The 20,490-nt window shown below is 66.0% G+C and carries 20 protein-coding genes; 11 read left to right on the top strand and 9 right to left on the bottom strand.

Annotation, left to right across the window (positions count from 1 at the left end; translation table 11 throughout):
- Positions 1–111: 111 nt before the first annotated feature.
- Positions 112–1,707 carry an FMN-binding glutamate synthase family protein gene (locus MFF62_RS25785; RefSeq protein ID WP_238265976.1) on the top strand — a complete coding sequence of 532 codons (1,596 nt, stop codon included), beginning with the start codon at positions 112–114 and terminating at the stop codon, positions 1,705–1,707.
- On the opposite strand, the gene MFF62_RS25780 is transcribed toward MFF62_RS25785, so the two are convergent.
- The 6 genes from MFF62_RS25780 to MFF62_RS25755 are packed head-to-tail and all read right to left on the bottom strand — an operon-like array spanning position 1,708 to position 6,394.
- Positions 1,708–2,505, bottom strand: a complete 798-nt coding sequence (locus MFF62_RS25780; RefSeq protein WP_238265975.1) for a YdcF family protein — start codon at positions 2,503–2,505, stop codon at positions 1,708–1,710.
- A 45-nt stretch (positions 2,506–2,550) separates the two neighbouring features.
- Positions 2,551–3,330 carry a 3-oxoadipate enol-lactonase gene (gene pcaD, locus MFF62_RS25775; protein WP_238265974.1) on the bottom strand — a complete coding sequence of 260 codons (780 nt, stop codon included), beginning with the start codon at positions 3,328–3,330 and terminating at the stop codon, positions 2,551–2,553.
- A gap of 15 nt (positions 3,331–3,345) precedes the next feature.
- Positions 3,346–3,630 (bottom strand): muconolactone Delta-isomerase, encoded by a 285-nt coding sequence (catC, locus tag MFF62_RS25770; RefSeq protein ID WP_238265973.1) that lies wholly within the window; start codon positions 3,628–3,630, stop codon positions 3,346–3,348.
- A gap of 30 nt (positions 3,631–3,660) precedes the next feature.
- On the bottom strand, positions 3,661–4,719 hold the full coding sequence (locus tag MFF62_RS25765) for a cyclase family protein (protein ID WP_238265972.1): 1,059 nt from the start codon (positions 4,717–4,719) through the stop codon (positions 3,661–3,663).
- 7 nt (positions 4,720–4,726) lie between these two features.
- Positions 4,727–5,023 carry a YciI family protein gene (locus MFF62_RS25760; protein ID WP_238265971.1) on the bottom strand — a complete coding sequence of 99 codons (297 nt, stop codon included), beginning with the start codon at positions 5,021–5,023 and terminating at the stop codon, positions 4,727–4,729.
- A 33-nt stretch (positions 5,024–5,056) separates the two neighbouring features.
- The gene (locus tag MFF62_RS25755) at positions 5,057–6,394 is read right to left on the bottom strand and encodes a short-chain fatty acid transporter (RefSeq protein WP_238265970.1); all 1,338 of its coding nucleotides are present in this window, start codon (positions 6,392–6,394) and stop codon (positions 5,057–5,059) included.
- Between the two features lie 443 nt (positions 6,395–6,837).
- Between MFF62_RS25755 and MFF62_RS25750 the strand changes: the two genes are divergently transcribed.
- Together MFF62_RS25750 and MFF62_RS25745 are read left to right on the top strand one after the other, a co-directional pair.
- The gene (locus tag MFF62_RS25750) at positions 6,838–7,770 is read left to right on the top strand and encodes a LysR family transcriptional regulator (RefSeq protein ID WP_238265969.1); all 933 of its coding nucleotides are present in this window, start codon (positions 6,838–6,840) and stop codon (positions 7,768–7,770) included.
- A 109-nt stretch (positions 7,771–7,879) separates the two neighbouring features.
- Positions 7,880–8,923 (top strand): STAS-like domain-containing protein, encoded by a 1,044-nt coding sequence (locus MFF62_RS25745; RefSeq protein WP_238265968.1) that lies wholly within the window; start codon positions 7,880–7,882, stop codon positions 8,921–8,923.
- Between the two features lie 5 nt (positions 8,924–8,928).
- Here MFF62_RS25745 and MFF62_RS25740 read toward each other — a convergent pair whose 3' ends face one another.
- Positions 8,929–9,849: a dihydrodipicolinate synthase family protein gene (locus MFF62_RS25740; protein ID WP_238265967.1), complete on the bottom strand. Its 921-nt coding sequence runs from the start codon at positions 9,847–9,849 to the stop codon at positions 8,929–8,931.
- A 263-nt stretch (positions 9,850–10,112) separates the two neighbouring features.
- Between MFF62_RS25740 and MFF62_RS25735 the strand changes: the two genes are divergently transcribed.
- From MFF62_RS25735 to MFF62_RS25715, 5 genes are all read left to right on the top strand, one after another.
- Positions 10,113–11,102 (top strand): Bug family tripartite tricarboxylate transporter substrate binding protein, encoded by a 990-nt coding sequence (locus MFF62_RS25735; RefSeq protein ID WP_238265966.1) that lies wholly within the window; start codon positions 10,113–10,115, stop codon positions 11,100–11,102.
- Positions 11,103–11,104: 2 nt separating this feature from the next.
- Positions 11,105–12,142 carry a 4-hydroxythreonine-4-phosphate dehydrogenase PdxA gene (locus MFF62_RS25730; RefSeq protein ID WP_404990836.1) on the top strand — a complete coding sequence of 346 codons (1,038 nt, stop codon included), beginning with the start codon at positions 11,105–11,107 and terminating at the stop codon, positions 12,140–12,142.
- Between the two features lie 30 nt (positions 12,143–12,172).
- Positions 12,173–13,348, top strand: a complete 1,176-nt coding sequence (locus tag MFF62_RS25725) for an L-rhamnonate dehydratase (protein WP_238265965.1) — start codon at positions 12,173–12,175, stop codon at positions 13,346–13,348.
- A gap of 96 nt (positions 13,349–13,444) precedes the next feature.
- A complete protein-coding gene (locus tag MFF62_RS25720; RefSeq protein WP_238265964.1) occupies positions 13,445–14,485 on the top strand; it encodes a patatin-like phospholipase family protein in 1,041 nt (346 codons plus the stop codon).
- Positions 14,486–14,488: 3 nt separating this feature from the next.
- Complete coding sequence (locus tag MFF62_RS25715) at positions 14,489–15,955, top strand: GntP family permease (RefSeq protein ID WP_238265963.1); 1,467 nt, start codon at positions 14,489–14,491, stop codon at positions 15,953–15,955.
- Positions 15,956–15,985: 30 nt separating this feature from the next.
- On the opposite strand, the gene MFF62_RS25710 is transcribed toward MFF62_RS25715, so the two are convergent.
- Positions 15,986–17,098: an NADH:flavin oxidoreductase/NADH oxidase gene (locus MFF62_RS25710; protein WP_238265962.1), complete on the bottom strand. Its 1,113-nt coding sequence runs from the start codon at positions 17,096–17,098 to the stop codon at positions 15,986–15,988.
- Between the two features lie 94 nt (positions 17,099–17,192).
- On the opposite strand from MFF62_RS25710, the gene MFF62_RS25705 reads away from it, so the two are divergent.
- On the top strand, positions 17,193–18,068 hold the full coding sequence (locus MFF62_RS25705) for a LysR family transcriptional regulator (protein WP_238265961.1): 876 nt from the start codon (positions 17,193–17,195) through the stop codon (positions 18,066–18,068).
- 8 nt (positions 18,069–18,076) lie between these two features.
- Here MFF62_RS25705 and MFF62_RS25700 read toward each other — a convergent pair whose 3' ends face one another.
- A complete protein-coding gene (locus tag MFF62_RS25700) occupies positions 18,077–18,589 on the bottom strand; it encodes a cupin domain-containing protein (protein ID WP_238265960.1) in 513 nt (170 codons plus the stop codon).
- Between the two features lie 165 nt (positions 18,590–18,754).
- Between MFF62_RS25700 and MFF62_RS25695 the strand changes: the two genes are divergently transcribed.
- Together MFF62_RS25695 and MFF62_RS25690 are read left to right on the top strand one after the other, a co-directional pair.
- Positions 18,755–19,663 (top strand): DMT family transporter, encoded by a 909-nt coding sequence (locus MFF62_RS25695; protein WP_238265959.1) that lies wholly within the window; start codon positions 18,755–18,757, stop codon positions 19,661–19,663.
- Positions 19,647–20,414, top strand: a complete 768-nt coding sequence (locus MFF62_RS25690; RefSeq protein ID WP_238265958.1) for an AraC family transcriptional regulator — start codon at positions 19,647–19,649, stop codon at positions 20,412–20,414. The genes MFF62_RS25695 and MFF62_RS25690 overlap by 17 nt, the downstream gene beginning before the upstream one ends.
- The last annotated feature ends 76 nt before the right edge of the window (positions 20,415–20,490 follow it).

The raw sequence follows: 20,490 nt of genomic DNA, 5'->3' as shown, positions 1-20,490 counted from the left end.
CGTTTTGGTGTTCAGAAGTCAAGACAGCGTTTCCACGGCCGATACTTCACATGGCCATCTTCCCGCGCCATCATCGCGGGTTGCCCAATAAAAACCGAAAGAGTCTCTCCCATGATCGAGCGTCGTTATGGCGCCGTGGCCCTTGCGGGTTGCGGCCTGATCCTCCTGGCCGGCCTGGCGGCCGCCCAGACCATGTCGTGGTGGTGGGTGACCCTGCCGGCGGCACTGTGCGTGGTTGGCATCCACGACATGACACAGAAACGCCACGCCATCCTGCGCAACTACCCGATCTGGGGTCATGCGCGGTTTTTCCTAGAATTCATCCGGCCCGAGATCCGCCAGTACTTCATCGAGGACGACACCTCGGAGGCGCCCTTCTCGCGCGCCCAGCGCAGCCTGGTATACCAGCGCGCCAAGAACGAGGTGGATAGCCGCCCGTTCGGCACCGAATTCGATGTGAAGCGCGCTGGCTACGAATGGATCAGCCATTCGCTGGCCCCCACCCGCATCCCATCGGCCGATTTCCGCATCCGGGTGGGCGGCGACCGCGCCCAGCCCTACGACATTTCCGTGTTCAACGTGTCCGCGATGAGCTTTGGCGCGCTGTCCGCCAACGCCATTCGCTCACTCAATCGCGGCGCCAAACTGGGCGGCTTCGCGCATGACACCGGCGAAGGATCGATCTCGCCCTATCACCGCGCCGAAGGCGGCGACCTGATCTGGGAACTGGGCTCGGGCTACTTTGGTTGCCGCCGCGACGATGGCAGCTTCGATCCGGACCTGTTCACCAAGCAGGCTGCCGACCCGCAGGTCAAGATGATCGAGGTCAAGCTGTCGCAAGGCGCGAAGCCCGGGCACGGCGGGGTGCTGCCGGCCGCCAAGATCACGGCCGAGATTGCCGCCACGCGCGGCGTGCCGATGGGCGTCGACTGCGTGTCGCCAGCCGCGCACAGCGAGTTCTCGACGCCGATGGAGCTGTTGCAGTTCGTGGATCGCCTGCGCAATCTGTCAGGCGGCAAGCCCACCGGCTTCAAGCTCTGTATCGGCCATCCGTGGGACTTCTTCGGGGTGGTCAAGGCGATGCTCGAATCGAACATCCTGCCCGACTTCATCGTGGTGGATGGCTCCGAGGGCGGCACCGGCGCCGCGCCGCTGGAGTTCGTCGACCATATCGGCGTGCCGCTGCAGGAGGGACTGCTGCTGGTGCACAACACGCTGGTGGGCGCGAACCTGCGCGACAAGATCCGCATTGGCGCCAGCGGCAAGCTGATCAGCGCGTTCGATATCGCGCGCACGCTGGCGATGGGCGCCGACTGGTGCAATGCCGCGCGTGGCTTCATGTTCGCACTGGGCTGCGTGCAAGCGCAGAAATGCCACACCGACCGCTGCCCGGTGGGCGTGGCCACGCAGGACCCGGTGCGCCAGCGCGCCATCGTGGTGCCGGACAAGGCCGAGCGCGTGGCCAACTTCCATCGCCATACGGTGCATGCGCTGCAGGAACTGCTGCAGGCAGCCGGCCTGCATGCGCCGGGCGAGCTGACACCGCACCATATCGTGCGCCGCGTGTCGCCCAGCGAGGTCAAGCCGATGTCCGAACTGTTCGATTTCCTGCAGCCCGGCGACCTCGTCAACGGCAACCTGCGCTACAGCCTCTGGGAAAAGTACTGGCCCATGGCCCGCGCCGACCACTTCGGCATGCCGGGCTGATCAATACTCGCGCAGCAGCCAGCCGCTGATATAGGCAAAGTACTCACGGAGCCACGCGTTGTAGCGCAGATAGAGCGGCGTGGGCGCGCCCACGCCCGTGACGGCGCGGAATCCGGCCTTGCGGGCGATGCGCTCGGCGCGCAGCAGATGGAAATCGCTGGTCACCACTACCAGTGGCGCCGCATCGCCCACCCCGTGTTGCGCCAGCAGCTTGCGGCTGAACCTCAGGTTCTCGTCGGTGCTGGTGCTGCGGTCCTCGCGGATCAATCGGTCCGGGGCCAGGCCCTGCCCGATCAGGTAGTCGGCCATCAGGTCGGCTTCCGTGCATTGCAGGCCAAAGTCCTGGCCGCCGCTGACCACCACCGGCACATCCGGCGCGTTGCGCGCCAGCATTAGCCCCTTGTCGAGGCGGGCTTTCAGCGTGGGAGAGATCTTGCAGTGCGGCGTGCCGGAGCCCAGCACCAGAATCGCCGATGGCGGCGCGCCGTGCGACGCGACCTGGTCGGCCGCGTGGGCGCGGTAGCCGAACGTGGCGAAAAACACCGCCACGCTGGCCAGCCAGACTGAAAACACGATCCAGCCGGCCCGCCACAGCCACTGCATGCGCGGCCGTGCATGACGCCAGCGCGCAATGGCATCCCACCGCGCGGCAAGGCCCAGCGCCGCGACGCCCAGCATCGCGGGCAGCACCACACCAAAATTGAATACGCCCTTCAGCATCAGCATGGCGGCATCGCCGAGCAACACCACGCCCGCCAATGCCATGCCGAACCGCCACCATTGCCACCTCATCGTCATCCCGCCTGCAAACTGTCCAGGCGCGATGCTACAACGGGTTGTGGCTCAGGCTGCCAGAAAATCCACCACCGCCTGACTGAACCCGTCCACCTGCTGCAGGTTCGACAAGTGCGCTGCGTACAGCTCGACGAAGCGCGCCCCGGGAATGGTGTCCGCCAGATAGCGGCCGTCGGCCGGGGGTGTCGGGATGTCGCCGGTGCCAGCGATGACCAGCGTCGGCATCTGGATGCGGGCGATATCGCCGCGCAGGTCCGAATCGCGCACGGCCAGGCAGTTGGCCGCGTAGCCGCGTGCATCGGTGGCGCCCAGCATGGCGCGCAGACGGGCCACCAGTTCGGGCTGTTCGGCGGAAAACTCGGGCGTCAGCCATTTGTCGACCACGGCGGCGGCGATCGATGCCACGCCATCGCGCTCTACGGCGGCGGCGCGGTTGGTCCAGTTCTCGGGCGGGCCGATATAGGCGGCGGTGTTGCAGAGAATCAGTTTCTCGATCCGCGCAGCGTGATGCAGCGCCAGCCACATGCCCGTAATGCCGCCCATCGACAGCCCGCAGAAATGCACGCGCTGCAGGCCCAGATGGTCGAGCAGCGCGATGACGTCGCCGCCAAGCTGGGCGATCGAATACGGGCCTTCGGTCACCGACGACTGGCCGTGGCCGCGCGTGTCGTAGCGCAGCACCCGGAAACGGCGCGTGAACGCGGCCATCTGGGGCTGCCACATCTCGAAGTTGGTGCCCAGCGAGTTCGACAGCACCAGCACCGGCAGGCTGGCGTCGCCGTCGAGCTGGTAATGGATGCGGACGTCATTGAGGTCGGCAAAAGGCATGGCGCGGGCTCCCGGTCAGTTCTTGGCGATGGCCGATCCGTGCTGGGCCAGCGCGGTCACCTTCATGTCCATGTACGGGTACAGCGGCAGCGCGGTCAGGATCGTGTGCAGTTCGTCGGCATCCTTCACGTCAAAAATGCTGACGTTGGCGTAGAGGCCGGCCACGCGCCACAGGTGGCGCCACTTGCCTTCGCGCTGCAGTTGCTGCGAGTACGCCATTTCGTCGGCCTTGATCTTTTCCACGCGCTGCGGATCGAGCGTATGGGGGATGCGGACAGTCATTTCGACCATGAACAGCATGGCGGCTCCTTCTTGGAAAACGTGGCGGAATCAGACAGTGGCGACCGGGGTCACGGGCGACCCCATCGCGCCGGGCAGCCGCAGCGGCGGCGCCGACAGGAAAAAGCGGCTGCGCCCTTCGGCGCGCAGCCAGGCGGCCAGGTCGCGCAGATGCCAGAGTTCGCCCAGCGGCAAACCCAGCTTGAACAGGCAGTGATGATGCAGCGGCAGCATCGGCACCGGGCCGGTGGACTCAGGCACCGGGCGCGCCGGGTAGCGTTCGACGGCATAGTTGTCGGCGGCGATGGCGGCGATGCCGGAATCGGTGATCCATTGCAGCAGCCGCTCGTCGCGCCCGTCGAGCGCGCAGCAGCTGGCGTGCAGCAGGTCCGCATCGGGCTGACCAGCCATCTCGACCAGCATTTCGGCAAACCCGGTGCGCAGCACCAGGATGTCTCCGCTGCCCACTTCCACGCGGTCGGCATCGATCACGCGCATCAGGTCGTCATAGCCGACCGTGCGGCATTCGCGCCCGAAATGCTCGGCCAGGTCCACCAGCACGCCGCGCGCCTGGATGCCATGGGCGGCAAACGTCTCGATGCCGAGGACCTCGGCGTGGCTGTGGTCGTGGCCGCACGGATGCGCCGCGAACTGGTCGGCTTCGGCGTAGTCCACCGGGCCGACGATATCGGTATTGGGCCGGAACCCGTTGTAGTAGACCCGCTCGGGCACCCCGTCGCCATCGGCGTCGAACAGCGCGCCCACGTGCGCCAGCGAATCCCATTGGGTCGAGTACTGCATCGACAACAGCACCTGGTCGTCACTGAGCACGTCCAGCGCGCGCGGATCCACCTTGGCCAGCGGGAAATTCACGTAGGCCACGTCGTCACGGAACGTGGGCCGCAGCACCGGCGGGTGCCGGCGCGGGTTCAGCACGTTGCCGCCGGGCAAATCCAGCGGCAGCGACAGGCAGAACGTGCGGCCGCTGCGGATTTCCTGTGCGGCGGCCCGCACGCATGCCGGGGTGACCAGGTTCAGGCGGCCAAGCTGGTCGTCGTCGCCGAAGTCGCCCCAGTTGGCGCCTTCGGGCCGTTGCTTCCATCGTTTCATGAGTGGCTCAGATGTGGCGCACGCCGTCCAGGTAGGCCTTGCGCCAGCGCACGATGCGGATCTCGGCGAACAGCTCCGCCTTGTGGAACGGATCGGCCTCGATAAAGGCCTGGGCGGCCTCGCGCGAGTCGACGTCGACGATATAGAGCCCGCCGCCGCCGTCGCTGCCGTCATCGTTGAGCTTGGCACCGCAGGCCAGCAGCAGTTGCTTGTTGGCTTCGAGGAAGTCCAGGTGCGTGGGCCGGTTGGCCTGGCGCACGTGCTGGTGGTTCGGCTTGTCGAACGTTTCGATCAGGTAAGGCATGCGAGGTCTCCCGGGTTGGACTGCAGGACTGCGTTAGTGTGTAGCCATGCCCCAGGCCAGCAGCGCCACGATGTAGATCGCGCCGACCCAGAACATCATGATCACGGTGTAGCCCATCACGTCCTTGAGCTTGAGCTTCGAGAGCGCCAGCGCCGGCAGGATCCAGAACGGCTGCACCAGGTCGTTCCACGCGTTGCCCAGCATCACCGACATCGACGTCTGCGCCACCGAACTGCCGATGGCCTTGGCCGCATCGATCATGAACGGACCCTGGATCACCCAGTGGCCGCCGCCGGAAGGCGCGAAGAAGTTGATCACGAAACTGCTGACCAGGCCCCAGAACGGCAGCGTCTGCGGCGTGGCGATGTCGACGAACACGCGCGAGATGGTATCCACCAGCCCCGAGCCCGCCATCACCGCCATGATGCCCGCATAGAACGGATATTGCAGGATGATGCCCGAAATCGTCTTGATGCCTTCATTGAGCCGCGCCACGTAGTTGGCCGGCGTACCCAGCAGCAGCACGCCGATAAACAGGATCAGGAAGTTGATCAGGTTCAGGTCCAGCGTACCGCCCTGCACGAAGTACATCACCGCATAGGCCATGCCGCACAGCCCGATCAGCAGGCTCAGCAGGCGGCTGTTGTTCATGCGCGTGGCCAGCGTGTTCTCGATGCCCATGCTGTGGCCGCCGCCGGCAGCTTCCTTCGCGGCCGGTTCTTCCTTGATTTCCACCACGTCGCTGGCATCGCGCGGATGCAGCATGGCGTTGAGCAGCGGCAGCGTGACGATGACGGCCAGGCTGGTCAGCAGCATCGGCACCGAGAAAATGGTGTCCTTCAGCGCGATCACGCCCATCAGCTTTTCCATCGGGTGTCCCGGCGTGGAGATCAGCACCGGGATGCTGGCCGACAAACCCAGCCCGTACATCGTGAAGCCGCTATAGGCGGACGCGATGATCAGCGGGTAATGCACGCCCTTGACCTTCACGGCCAGCTTGCGCGCGATGATGCCGCCAATGACCAGGCCAAAGCCCCAGTTCAGATAGCTGCCGATGCCACCCACCAGCGTGGCCACGATGATGGCGCCGCGCGGCGTCTGCACGCGCGCCACGATGCCATTCAGGAAGCGATCGACCAGCGGCGCAGTGGCCAGCACGTAGCCCATGGCCAGGATCACGGCCATCTGCGTGGTGAACGAGAGCAGGTTCCAGAAGCCCTTGCCCCAGTTCATGATCACGGCGTTGGCGCCCTGCCCCTCCACCACCATGGCCATCACCATGCTGAGCAGCGTCAGGCCGATGGCAAACACGAAGGGGTCCGGCAGATACCGGCGCATCAGTTCGGTAAAGAACCCGGCAACCTTGTTCAAGGCTTGTCTCCTGAGAGTCGAAATGACCGCATATCGAACCTGCGTTCTACATGCGAACGTCTAGATAGAATGGCGGCAGCGTAAGACTTCGGAACAGGCAATGTCAAGGCAACATATCGACGCATTGCTTACGTTTTGCGCAACGATTTTATGCTGCGATGCAGCGCAACATGGGACCTCCCCCGAACGGGGGAAGCCATATGCCTTCAGGGATAAACGGGGATTTTGCGGCGCAGCATCAACCTTTCACGACCGAAAGACTGGCGACCGGTATCCGCACAGAACGCGCGGGGGCAAATAGGGAAAACAGGGGCTTCAGTGCGAGCGCAGATGGTTCGGCACGTCCGTCACGCCGGCCATGCGTGGTGCCGACCACGAAATATTGCCAACGTCGGCAAAATGCCGCGCCTTAGAATGATGCCCCCACGTCCCGCGCGCCCATCATGATTCCTTCGGTCTCCGCCCTGCATAACCGCCTGAAAATGCAGCACCTGCGCCTGCTGGTAGCCATCGAGGAACGCGGGTCGCTGCGCCAGGCCGCCGAGGCGCTGACCCTCTCGCAACCGGCCGTCAGCAAGATGCTGCAGGACATGGAGGATCTGCTGGGCGTGTCGTTGTTCGAGCGCCATGCGCGCGGTCTGCGGGCGACGCGCTTTGGCGGCGCGGCCACCCGCTACGCCAAGCTCGTGTTTGCCGACATGGCGGGACTGCGCGACGAACTGGTGGCGCTGGAAGCCGGCAAGATCGGCCGCGTGCGGGTGGGCGCCGTGATGGCGCCGGCGCCGGGACTGCTGGCCGACGCCATCCGCCAGCTCAACCGCGACCATCCCCAGCTGGAAATCGCCGTGCAGGTGGACACCAGCGACATGCTGATGCCGCTGCTGGAGCGCGACCAGCTCGATCTGGTGCTGGGCCGGGTGCCCGAAGGCTGGGACAGCAGCGGACTCGATTTCGAGCAGCTTGGCGACGAGGGCCTGGCCATCGTGACCGGTCCCCAGCATCCGCTGGCGCAACAGGCCAGCCCCGCATTCGCGGAACTGACCCGCTATCCATGGATCATGCAGCCCCGGCCCAGCCCCATGCGCGCACTGATCGACCGCTCGTTCGAGGACGCCGGCGTGTCGCCGCCCCCATCGACCATCGAGACCGCCGCCATCCTGATGACCACCTCGCTGCTGCGCGACAGCGAACTGATTGCCGTGCTGCCCGAATCGGTCGCCGCCTACTACGAGCAGCTTGGCGCGCTGGCGGTGCTCCCCCTACCGTTGCCGATCAAGCTCGGGCCGTACGGCATCGTCACCCGGCGCGGCCGGCCGGTCACGGCATCGATGAGTTTGCTGGTGGATGCGCTGAGAGGTTTCGATACCCGACCATAGAACTAGATTTAAGGTCCTTTAGATGCACATCAATGCCATTAGGTTGACAAAAATCGCCCATAAGGTTGACAACTCTTTGCCATAAGGTTGTCAATGAGGGGGAGTTCCCGTGATTGGAAACGTCCGTGCGCAGGGTGAGATGATCCGCTGTTTCATCCTCAAGAACATCGAAGCACATGCGAGCGATATCGCTGCTGTGACCGCCGCCCAGTTCGGCATTACGCGCCAAGCCGTGAACAAGCACTTGTTCCGCCTCCGCGCTCAAGGTGACATCGTGAAGGAAGGTAGCGCGCGAGTTCCTTTCTACCGGCTTGCTCCTCTTTCGAAGACAACCCTTCACTACCCGCTCGCTAACCATCCCGCCGAAGACGTCATTTGGGTACAGGATATAAAGCCAGCGATTGCACCGCTGCCAGACAATGTTCTTAACATCTGGCACCACGGCTTCACCGAGATGTTCAACAATGCCGTCGATCACTCGCTCGGCACATGCATCACCGTCGAGATCGTGAAAACGGCAAGCAGTACGGAAATTCTGATTGCGGACAACGGCATCGGTATCTTCCGCAAGATCCAGCAAGAGTTTTCACTGCTTGATGAACGGCACGCCATCCTTGAACTGTCCAAAGGCAAGCTGACGACTGACCCAAAGAATCATTCTGGCGAAGGCATCTTCTTCACGTCACGCATGTTCGACAAGTTCGACATTCTGTCTGGCGGACTGTACTTCAGTCATGAGAAAGGCAAACCAGAAGACTGGCTGAGCGAGCGGGATGTCACTGACGCGGGCACTGCCGTCTTCATGGAGTTGAACAACCATACTGCGCTGACCACCAGAAAGGTGTTCGACGAGTTCTCCAGCAACGACGACCTGGCATTCGACAAGACTATCGTGCCTGTCACCCTCGCCAAGTATGGCGACGATGAATTGATCTCCCGCTCGCAAGCCAAACGGCTGCTAGCCCGCGTCGACCTCTTCAAGATCGTGATCTTTGATTTCGACGGCGTGGGGTCTATTGGCCAGGCGTTCGCAGATCAGATTTTTCGAGTTTTTGCTGACGACCATCCCGACATCGCCCTGTATACGGCCAACGCAAGCCAGGATGTCCAGGACATGATCGGTCGCGTCAAAGGCGGCCGTCGGGATGCATAGCGGACTTAGCGCCCCCACCGCAACACCAGCGGATCCAGCCGCCTCGCCACCCTGAGCAACCCTTCCCGCGTGGCCGGGTGCATCGGCTGCAGCGGGTGGCGCACGGCGTCCGAGCGGATCACGCCGCCTTCCTGCATCAGCACCTTGGCCGCGGCCAGGCCGCATTGACGATTCTCGTGATTGATCAGCGGCAGCCATTGCTGGTAGCGGGCGGCGGCACCCTCGGTGTCGCCGGCCTGCCAGGTGTCCAGGATCTGGCGGATGCCGTCCGGGTAGCCGGCCCCTGTCATGGCCCCGGTGGCGCCCGCCTCCAGGTCGGCCATCAGCGTGATGGCTTCCTCGCCGTCCCAGGGGCCGACGATGGCATCCCCGCCCAGTTCGATCAGTTCGCGCAGCTTGGCCGCCGCCTGCGGCACCTCGATCTTGAAGTACGACACATTGGCGATCTCGCGGGCCATGCGCGCCAGGAACGGTGCCGACAGCGTGGTGCCGCTGACCGGCGCGTCCTGGATCATGATCGGGATGTCGATGGCGGCCGACACCGTGGCGAAGAAGTCGTAGATCCCGCGCTCCGGCACCCGGATCGTGGCGCCGTGGTACGGCGGCATGACCATCACCATCGCGGCACCCGCCTCCTGCGCGGCGCGGCTACGGTCGGCGCAGATGCGCGAGCTGAAATGCGTGGTCGTGACGATGACCGGCACGCGTCCCGCCACGTGGTCGAGCACGGTGGTCATCAGGCGCTGGCGCTCGTCGTCGGTCAGCACGAACTGTTCCGAGAAGTTGGCCAGGATGCAGATGCCGTGCGACCCCGCATCGATCATGAAGTCGATGCAGCGGCGCTGGCCGTCCAGGTCGAGTTCGCCGCCGGCGTCGAAGATGGTCGGCGCCACGGGGAACACTCCTCGATACACGGGCGTGGTCATGCTGTCTCCTCGTTGTGATGTGCCGCCCAATATACGGGCCGGCCGGGCTGCCTGCCTATTGAATCCTGCCTATACGGTGATCGCCTGCGGTGATCGCTCGCCACCGCACCGCCGCGCCGGCCCGGCCTGGTCGTGCCCGCCGCACGTTAACCCGCATATCAGCGGAGCTTATCGCCGCTTCAGAAATGCTCAGTTTTCGCCACGCACTGTGGTCCGTATAGTGGCCGTCATGCAGCGTAGACTGCCTATCGACGGAGACGAACATGAAGACATGGAAGGCTGGCGCCCTGGGCGGCGTAGTTGCCGGCGTAGTTGCAGGGGTCGCGTGGATGGGTCTGGCGGCGCCCGCCGCCCACGCCGACGATGCACGCCCGATCCGCATGATGGTAGGCGCGGCGCCCGGCGGCGGCACCGACATCATGGCGCGCATCGTGTCCGAGAAACTGTCCGCGCTGCTCAAGCAGCCGGTGGTCGTGGATAACCGCCCCGGCGCGTCCAACACCATCGCCGCCGACATCACGGCCAAGGCAACGCCCGACGGCAACACGCTGCTGATGGGCGTGTCCACGTCGCAAGCCATCGCGCCGCATCTGCTCAAGCTGCAGTTCAACCCGCTCAAGGACCTGGCCCCGGTGGCGCTGGTGGCCCAGGTGCCGAACGTACTGGTGGTCAACAACCAGTTGCCGGTCCAGGACGCCCGGACGCTGGTCGCGCAGATCCAGGCCAATCCGGACAAATACCGCTACAGCTCGTCGGGCGTCGGCAGCACCCAGCACCTGGCGGCGGCCGCGTTTGCGTACCAGATCCACGGCAAGATGCTGCACGTGCCGTACAAGAGCAGCGCCAGCGGGCTGGTGGACCTGATGGGCGGCCAGGTCGACATGAGCTTCGAGACCATGCCGTCCGTGATCAACCACATCAAGGCCGGCAAGCTGCGCGCGCTGGCCGTGACGTCCGACAAGCGCTCGGCGCTGCTGCCCAACGTGCCGACGCTGAAGGAAGCCGGCGTGCCCGAGATCCAGGCCAATACCTGGTACGGCGTCTACGCCACCGCCGGTACGCCACCGGCCACGCTGCAACGGATCAGCGCGGCCATGGCGCAGGTGATGAAAGATCCCGACACCATCCGCCGGCTTGGCGACGTGGGCGCGGTAGCCGGCACGATGGACGCCGCACAATTCGACGCCTTCTCGCGCAGCGAATATGCGCGCTACGGCAAGCTGATCGCCGAACTCGGCGTCAAACTGGACTGACCATGACCACCATCACCCAACGTCCCCGCATTGCCATGGTGCTTGGCGATCCCGCCGGCATCGGCCCCGAACTGATCGCCCGGCTGCTGGCCGACCCAGCCGCCGCGCAGGCGCGCATCCTGCTGATTGCCGACCGCGAGGAATGGCGGCGCGGCATGGAAGTGGCCGGTGTGTCGCTGCAGCTACCCGAAGTGGAGCGGCCCGACTTCCAGGGCACCGAGCACGGCCCGCGCCTGTATCACTGGAACCTGCCCGAGCAACCCGCCTACCAGCGCGGCGAAGCCACCGCCGACGGCGGCCGCTATTGTCTGGGCACGCTGCAGGTGGCCGTCACGCTGGCGCAGGCCGGCCATGCCGACGCCATCCTCTTCGGCCCGCTGAACAAGAGTTCGATGCACGCAGCCGGCATGGGCCATAACGACGAATTGCACTGGTTTGCCGAAAAGCTCGGCTACCAGGGGCCGTTCTGCGAGTTCAATGTGCTCGACGGCCTGTGGACGTCGCGCGTGACCTCGCACGTGGCCATCAAGGAAGTGCCCGCGCTGATCACCCCGGGGCGTGTGCGCGACGCCATCGACCTGATCGACCATGCGCTGCGGCGCTCGGGCGTGGTCACGCCACGCATCGCCGTCTGCGGACTGAACCCGCACAACGGCGACCACGGTGCGTTTGGCCGCGAGGAAATCGACGTGATCGGCCCGGCCGTGACTGAAGCCCAGTCGCGTGGCGTGGCGGCACAGGGCCCGTTCCCGGCCGACACGATCTTTCTCAAGGTGCAGGGCGGCCCCGAGCAGCGCCAGTTCGACGCCATCGTCACGATGTATCACGACCAGGGCCAGATCGGCATCAAGCTGATGGGCTTCTCGCGCGGCGTGACCGTGCAGGGCGGCCTGCCCGTGCCGATCACCACCCCAGCGCACGGCACCGCGTTCGACATCACGCAACAGGGCCGCGCCAACCCTGGCGCCACGCTGCAGGCGTTCCACCTGGCCTGCCAGATGGGTGCGCGCCGGCTGGCCGACGCCGCCCATGCCGCCTGACCTTTCCGCCATCGACCAAGGAAGCTCGCCATGAAAATCACCAACGTCCGCGCCCGCGTCTTTGAATGGAAAGGCAAGACGGTGCCGCCGCAGGCCCATTTCTGCACCAACGCCACCGACATCCTGTTCGACCGGGGCGATGCCATGGGGTCGTTCCGCTTCCACGACTGGCTCGTGGTCGAGGTGGAAACCGACGACGGCCACGTGGGCATCGGCAACTGCGCACTGGCGCCGCGCGTGGCCAAGCAGATCGTTGACCAGTACCTGGCGCCGATCGTGACCGGCCAGGACCCGTTCGACAACGAATACCTGTGGCAGAAGATGTATCGCCGCACCCACGCCTGGGGGCGCAAGGGAATCGGCATGGCGGCCATCTCGGCCGTGGATATCGCGTTGTGGGACCTGATGGGCAAGGCCACGGGCAAACCCGTATTCAAGCTGCTGGGCGGCCGCACCAAGGAAAAGATCTGGTGCTACGCGTCGAAGCTCTACAACAACGACGACCGCGACGCGTTTCTGGGCGAAGCCCAGCGCTACCTGGACCAGGGCTTCACGGCCATGAAGATGCGCTTCGGCTATGGCCCCAAGGACGGCCCGGCCGGCATGCTCAAGAACCTGGAGCAGGTGCGGCTGCTGCGCGAACTGGTGGGCGATGGCGTGGACATCATGCTGGAGTGCTACATGGGCTGGACGCTCGAATACGCGCGCCGCATGATTCCGCGGCTGGCCGAATTCAATCCGCGCTGGCTGGAAGAACCGGTCATCGCCGACGATATTGAGGGCTATGCCGAACTCAAGAAGATGAGCCCGTTCCCGATCTCGGGCGGCGAGCACGAATTCACGTCATACGGCTTCAAGGACCTGCTGGAGCGCCGCGCCGTCGACGTGATCCAGTACGACACCAACCGCGTGGGCGGCATCACCGCCGCCCAGAAGATCAACGCGATGGCCGAGGCCTGGTCGGTGCCGGTGATCCCCCACGCCGGGCAGATGCACAACTACCACCTGACCATGGCGTCCACGGCGTCGCCAATGTCGGAATTCTTCCCGGTGCACGACGTGGAGGTGGGCAACGAACTGTTCTATTACATCTTCAAGGGCGAACCGGCGCCGGACAACGGCTACCTGCAGCTCGACGACCACCTGCCGGGGCTCGGCCTGACGCTCAACGAGGCGTATTTCGACCAGTTCCAGATCATCGAGTAAACGGGAGAGACGAAAAATCCAGCTTGCTGAAGTTGCACTGCACAACAAATAATAGAGCGGCTTGTACCTCACGTATCTCACCTTCGGGGGCGTCGGATGAACGAGGATGGCAAGACCGCAACACGTGGGCCGCTGCTGGTGGACCTGGCATTGCAGGGCGGCGGCGCCCACGGGGCCTTTACCTGGGGCGTGCTGGACCGCCTGCTCGAGGAGCCGTGGCTGGAGATAGACGGCATCTCGGGCACGTCGGCCGGGGCGATGAATGCCGCGGTGCTGGTGCACGGCCACGCGCTGGGCGGGGCCGTCGGGGCACGGCAGGCGCTGGAGGACTTCTGGCACCGTGTATCCGACGCCGCGCGCTTCAGCCCGTTCCGGCGTACCCCGCTGGACGTGATCCTGGGCCGCTGGACGCTCGACAATTCCCCGCTGTTCGTGGCCGCCGACCTGGCGGCGCGCCTGTGGTCACCCTATGACCTGAACAAGGCCGGGAGCAATCCGCTGGCCGAGGTGCTGCAGGCCACTATCGATTTCGACGTGCTGGCGCAGGCGCCGATCCATCTGTTCGTCACAGCCACCAATGTCGAAACCGGGCGTGGCCGCGTGTTCAAGAATGCCGAGGTCACGGCCAGCGTGCTGCTGGCGTCGGCCTGCCTGCCCACGGTCTTCCAGGCCGTGGAGATCGACGGCGTGCCGTACTGGGACGGCGGCTACGCCGGCAATCCCACCATTACGCCGCTGGTGCGCGAATGCAGGTCGCGCGACACGATCCTGGTGCAGATCAACCCCGTGGCCCGCGCCGGCGTGCCGCGCAGCGCGCGCGACATCCTCAGCCGGGTCAACGAGATCTCGTTCAACGCCGTGCTGCTCAAGGAACTGCGCATGATCGCGCTACTGCAGCGCGTGGCCGATCCCGGCGATACCGAAGGCGCGCTGTGGGCAGGCATGCGCATCCATCGCATTGCCAGCGAGCGCATGGCCGAGTTCGGCACGTCGTCGAAGATGAACGCCGAATGGCCGTTCCTGTGCCTGCTGCGCGACGAAGGCCGCGCGGCGGCCGACCAGTTCCTGCTTGAGCACGGCGACGCGCTCGGTCGGCGATCCTCGTTCGATCTCGACGAACTGCTGCAGGAGGTATAAGCCATGGGCCTGCTAGGCATCGTCATCGCCCTGGCGGCGATGATCTGGATGGCGTTCCGTGGCTGGAGCATCCTGCTGATCGCCCCCGCCGCCGCCCTGCTGGCCGCCGCCACGGCCGGCCAGCCGCTGCTGGCCCATTGGACGCAGACCTTCATGGGCACGGCCGCCGGCTTTGTGGCGCAGTTCTTCCCGCTGTTTCTGCTTGGCGCGCTGTTCGGCAAGCTGATGGACGACAGCGGATCGGTCACGGCCATTGCCGACTGGATGACGCGCACGCTGGGGCCCCAGCGCGCGATGCTGGCCGTGGTGCTGGCCGGCGTGCTGCTCACCTATGGCGGCGTCAGCCTGTTCGTGGCGTTCTTTGTGCTGGCGCCGATGGCCCACGCGCTGTTCCGTGCGGCCGATATCCCGCCCCGGCTGATGCCGGCGGCCATCGTGCTGGGTACGTCGACGTTCACGATGTCGGCGCTGCCCGGCACGCCGGCCATCCAGAACGCGATTCCGATGCCGTTCTTCGGCACCACGCCGTTCGCGGCGCCGGGGCTGGGCATCGTCGCCAGCCTGGTCATGCTGGCGTTCGGCATGTGGTGGCTGGCGCGCTGCGAAGACACCGCGCGCCGCAACGGCGAGGGCTATGGCGCGGACGCGGCGGCCGACATGGCGGCAAACCCCGAGGAAGTGGCCGAGCGGCCGCTGATCCGCGAGCGCGCCAGCACCGCCCATGAATTCGACCCGGCCGAGGCGCTGCACGGCCAGCGCAGTGCCGAAGCGCCCGGCGCATGGGTGGCCTTGCTGCCGCTGGTCGTGGTGGTGGCCGTGAACCTGACCATGAGCCTGTTCATCGTGCCGCGTCTCAATGGGGATTACCTGCAACTGCCGGAATGGGGCGGCACGTCGCTGCAGGCCGTGGGCGGGGTGTGGTCGGTGATCGTCGCGCTGACGGCGGCCATTGTCTGCCTGGTGGTGCTGAACTGGCGCCGCCTGCCGGCCTTGCGCGAAACCATGGGCGCCGGCGCGCACGCGGCGGCACTGCCAGTGCTCAGCGTGGCCAGCCTGGTGGGTTTTGGCGCGGTGGTGGCCACCCTGCCCGGCTTTGCAGTGGTGCGGGATTGGGTGCTGTCGATCGAAGGCGGCCCGCTGGTATCGCTGGCCGTGGCCACCAACGTGCTGTCGGCGCTGACCGGTTCGGCCTCGGGCGGCCTGACCATCGCGCTCGACGCGCTCGGCGGCGTCTACCTGAGCCGTGCCATCGACATCGGACTCGACCCGGCCGTGCTGCACCGGGTGGCGGTGATGAGCGCCGGCACGCTCGATACGCTGCCGCACAACGGCGCCGTGGTGACGCTGCTGGCCGTCTGCGGCGCCACGCACCGGCAAAGCTACGGCGGCATCGTGATGGTCGGCATCGTCGGGCCATTGCTGGCCCTGGCCGCAGTGATCGCGCTGGGCACGCTGGTCGGATCGTTCTGAGCCGGCCAGCGTGTTGGTGTCAGCCTGATATCAGGCCGCCGACATCACGCGATAGCGTTCCAGCCAGTGCGCGTACGGTGCGGGCAGCGTCCACGACGGGCGCTCCAGGCCGAGCTTCATGGCGGTCTGGTACGGCCAGTGCGGGTTCGACAGCATCGCGCGGCCCACCATCACCAGGTCCATCTGGCCTTCTTCGACCACGCGGTTGGCCACCACGGGGTCGTCGATGCCCCACGACGCCGCCACGGGCAGGCCGGCTTCGCGGCGCACACGCTCGGACACCGGTGCCAGGAATGCTGGACCCCAGGGGATCTGCGCATTGGGCGTGGAAAAGCCGACGCTGACGTTCAGCATATCCAGGCCGCCTTCACGCATGGCCCGAACCAGTTCGATCGATTCCTTGAGCGTCTGCTCGTCGTTGCCGTCGTACTCGATCACACCGAAGCGCGCGGTCAGCGGCAGGTTTTGCGGCCAGACTTCGCGTACGGCGGCCAGCGTTTCCAGCAGGAAGCGGCCACGGCCAATGGCGTCATTGCCATAGGCGTCGGTGCGCTCGTTGCCATGCACCGAGAAGAAGCTCTGCGCCAGGTAGCCGTGCGCAAAATGCAGCTCCAGCCATTGGAAGCCGGCATCGCGGGCACGCTTGGCGGCGGCCACGAAATCGGCCTGGACGCGGGCGATATCGTCCTGCGTCATCGCCTCGGGCATCTTGCCCAGGTTCGCGCCAAACGGCTTGGCCGACGGCGAGATGGTCTTCCAGCCACGGGCGTCGTCTTCGGCGATATGGTCGTCGCCTTCCCACGGGCGGTTGGCGCTGGCCTTGCGCCCGGCGTGGGCGATCTGGATGCCGGGCACCGCGCCGCCAGCCTTGATGGCTTCAGCGATACGGGCCATGCCGACGGCCTGCTCGTCATTCCACAAACCCGTGCATCCCGGGGAGATCCGGCCTTCCGGCGACACGGCCGTGGCCTCGACGATCACCAGTCCGGCGCCGCCACGGGCCAGGCCCGCGTAGTGCGACAGATGCCAGTCGTTAGTGAAGCCATCGATGGCGCTGTACTGGCACATCGGCGGCACCGCGATACGGTTGCGCAGTGTCACATCCTTGAGCGTGAACGGGGTGAAAAGTGCAGGCGTAGTCATGATCGAATCTATCCGTGTTGCGATGCAGCGATATTAGCGATCCGTCGCTATAATGAAAACCGTCTGCGCGTTATCGTCTTAATAAGAGTTCATTATGCTCAACCCTCAATGGCTGCGTTCGTTCGCCATGCTGGCCCAGGTAGGCAGCTTCACCAGCGCCGCCGACCAGCTTGGCCTGACGCAGGCCGCCGTGAGCCAGCACATCCGTCATCTGGAAGAAGCGTTGGGTCCGCTGCTGATCCGCCGGCCCCGCGCCCTGGAATTGACGCCGGCCGGCAAGGCGCTGCTGGAGTACTGCGGCGATATGGAAGTGGCCAACGACCGCCTGCGCGCACGGCTCAGCAACGATGCGGAAAGCGGCGTAGTCGGGCTGATCACGCCCGGCAGCATCGGCCTGTTCCTGTATCCGCGCCTGCTGGACCTGCAGGCCACGACGCCGGGCCTGATCATCCGTCACCGCTTCGCGCCTGACGCCGAGGTGCTGGAAGGCGTGCTGCAGAACCGTTTTGATGTAGGCCTGGTGTCGCTCAAGCCTGACGATCCGCGCCTGGAAGCGAGCCCGTTCAGCGAGGAGCCGCTGGAGCTGGTGTTCCCGGCCAGCGAAAACGTGGAAGGCTGGGAAGACCTGGAGCGCATCGGTTTTGTCGACCACCCGGACGGCAAGGCCATGGCCAACCGCCTGCTGAGCCGGCACTATCCGGGCAACCCGGGCGTGCATACGCTGCCGTGCCGGGGCTTCAGCAACCAGGTCAGCCTGATGCTGGAACCGGTGGCGCGCGGCTTCGGCTTCACGGTAACCCCGCGCTACGCGCGCCAGGCGTTCGTGGAAAAAGACCGTATCAAGGTGCTCGACTGCCAAGCGCCGGTCATCGACCGGCTCTGGCTGATCCGCCGTTCCGAGTGGTCGCTGCCGCCGCGCGTGGCGCGCGTGGTCGACTACCTGCGCACGCAGGTCAGGAACAACGCGTAACCGCGAGGCTAGCGGCTGGCCAGCCGCTTCAGCAGATCGGCATGCGCCGGATGCGCCGCCGCCAGCGCGGCTGCGTCGGCCAGTTCGAATTCGCTGAACTCGAAGCCCGGTGCCACCGTGCACCCTGCCAGGGCGAAGCCTTCCTCGGCGCCGGCGCTCGGTACGCGCTCGGCGGCAAACCAGCAGCCGGCTGGCACTGCGGCCTGGAAAACGGTGCCCGGCTGCAGCAGCGGATTGCCGAGCCGATGCGTGGCAAGCGTGCCGTCGGGCGTCAGCCAATGCACGTGGATGGGGTCGCCGGCGTGGAAATGCCACGCCTCGTCCGCCTGGATGCGATGCCAGGCCGAATACGCGTCGTCGCACAGCAGGTAGTAGATCGCCGTCGATGCCGAGCGCTGGGCGCCGTCGCTGGCACGCGTCACCACGGCCGCGTCGCGGAAGGTTTCGCGGTAGAAGCCGCCTTCGGGGTGCGGAATCAGGCCAAGTTCGTCGATCAGGCGTTGTTGCGGGGTAGCTGGCATCAGATTGGAACCCAAAGTGGCGGCGGCCGTGCTGGCGGGCCGTCACCTTAGCACGCTGACCTGCCCCCGCAATGCAGGATTTGCCAAGACAGCGGCCAGCCGGCGCGTTACGCTGCCGGGCAATTTCCAGAAAACCGTCTGCATTCCGCTTCCAAGCTGCCTCCGATGTCGCGCCCCTTTCCCGCCTGGCTGCCTGCCATGGCCTTCGTCCTGATCTGGTCCACCGGCTTTATCGTCGGCAAGGCCGTGGTGCCGGTGGCCGACACCAGCCTGTTCCTGCTCGCGCGCTTTGCGCTGGCCACCCTGATGTTCGCCGTGGTGGCCACCGCCGGACGCGCCGCGTGGCCGCCGCTGGCCGAGGTGCCGCGCCATCTGCTGGCGGGCGCGCTGATGCAGGGCATCTATTTGTGCGCCGGCTATGGCGCGGTGGCGCACGGCTTGTCGCCGTCGATCATGGCGCTGCTGGGTGCGCTGCAGCCGCTGCTGACCGCGTTGCTTGCCATTCCGCTGCTCAAGGAGCAACCTTCGTCGCGTACCTGGCGCGGACTGGGCCTGGGCGCGTTGGGTGTCGGTCTGGTAGTCTTGCCAGCCATGCAGGCCGGCGCGCCGCACGCGGTGTCTCCGTGGATCGTGCTGGTTGGCGTGCTTGCGATTGTGTCGATCACGATGGGAACCCTGCTCCAGAAAACCTCGATTGCCCGCGCGGATATCCGCGCCAGCTCGGCCTGGCAGAACGCCGGGGCGATGCTCGTGGCCGGCGTGGTGGTCAGTGCGTCGGGCGGCTTTGGTGCGTTGCGCTGGGAAGCGGGCCCCACGCTGTTTGCGTCGCTGGCGTGGGCCGCCGTGGTGCTGTCGGGCATCGGCACGTGGCTGTTGCTGAGCCTGGTGCGCCGTGGGCAGGCCGCCAATGCCGCAGCGCTGATGTTCCTGGCCCCACCGCTGGCCGCCGTGCAGGCCGCGCTGCTGTTCGGCGACCGCCTCGGGCCCATCCAGTGGCTGGGCATGGGCGTTGCCGGCATCGGGGTCTGGCTGTGCCAGACCCACGGAAAACCGCGTCATGCCGAAGCTCGTTGAGCACGCCTCGCCGCTTGTGGAACCACGCCGCTACCAGCGGCGGCCATTCGGCCATGCGCACGACTATCACCAGTTGCTGTTCGGCGTGGATGGCGAGATCGAACTCGAGATCGACGGCCATGCCTACCGCGTGGACGGCACGCACGGGCTCGTCATTCCGGCGGGCCATCATCACCTGTGCAGCGGCCTGACCGACAACCTGCAGCTCGTGGCCGACTTTCCCGCCAGTTCCGTGGCGCTGCCCGCGCGGCTGATGGCCCGACCGCGCACGTTCTCCATGGATTCCAAATTCGCCACCGATGTGCGGCGCCTGGCCACCGCGCAGCAGGCCTCGGGGACGTTCGTCGCCCAGCATGCCTGGCAGCAGGCGGCCACGCTGGCAGGCGGGCTGGCCACGCTGTTGGGCGTCGATGAGCGGCAGTTCGATGCGGCGCATTTTCCGGTGGCCGCCATCGACCGCTACATGCGTGCTCACCTTTCCACGCCGCTGCGCGTGGACCAGCTTGCCGCGCGCATCGGTTGGGGTCCGCGCCGCTTTCACACGCTGTTCTGCGAGGCATTCGGCGACACGCCCCATGGCTACCAGACGCGCCTGCGCCTGGACCAGGCCGTGCAATGGTTGATGGCCGATGCCATGCCGCTGGCCGACATCGCGTCAGCCGTCGGCTACCCCGACCAGACCACTTTTACCCGAGCCTTCGCGCGCCGCTTCGGCAAGCCGCCCGGTGCCTGGCGCCAAGCCGCCGCCTGACTGGCAACTTTTACAAAGGCAAGTAAGCGGCACACCCGGGGCACACTCGGGGCACACCCAGCGTGCCGCCATACCC

Origin of the sequence: Cupriavidus pauculus, from assembly GCF_022179805.1 — a bacterium.
GTDB classification, from domain to species: domain Bacteria; phylum Pseudomonadota; class Gammaproteobacteria; order Burkholderiales; family Burkholderiaceae; genus Cupriavidus; species Cupriavidus pauculus_E.
This window is presented reverse-complemented; position numbering and strand designations above follow the sequence as displayed.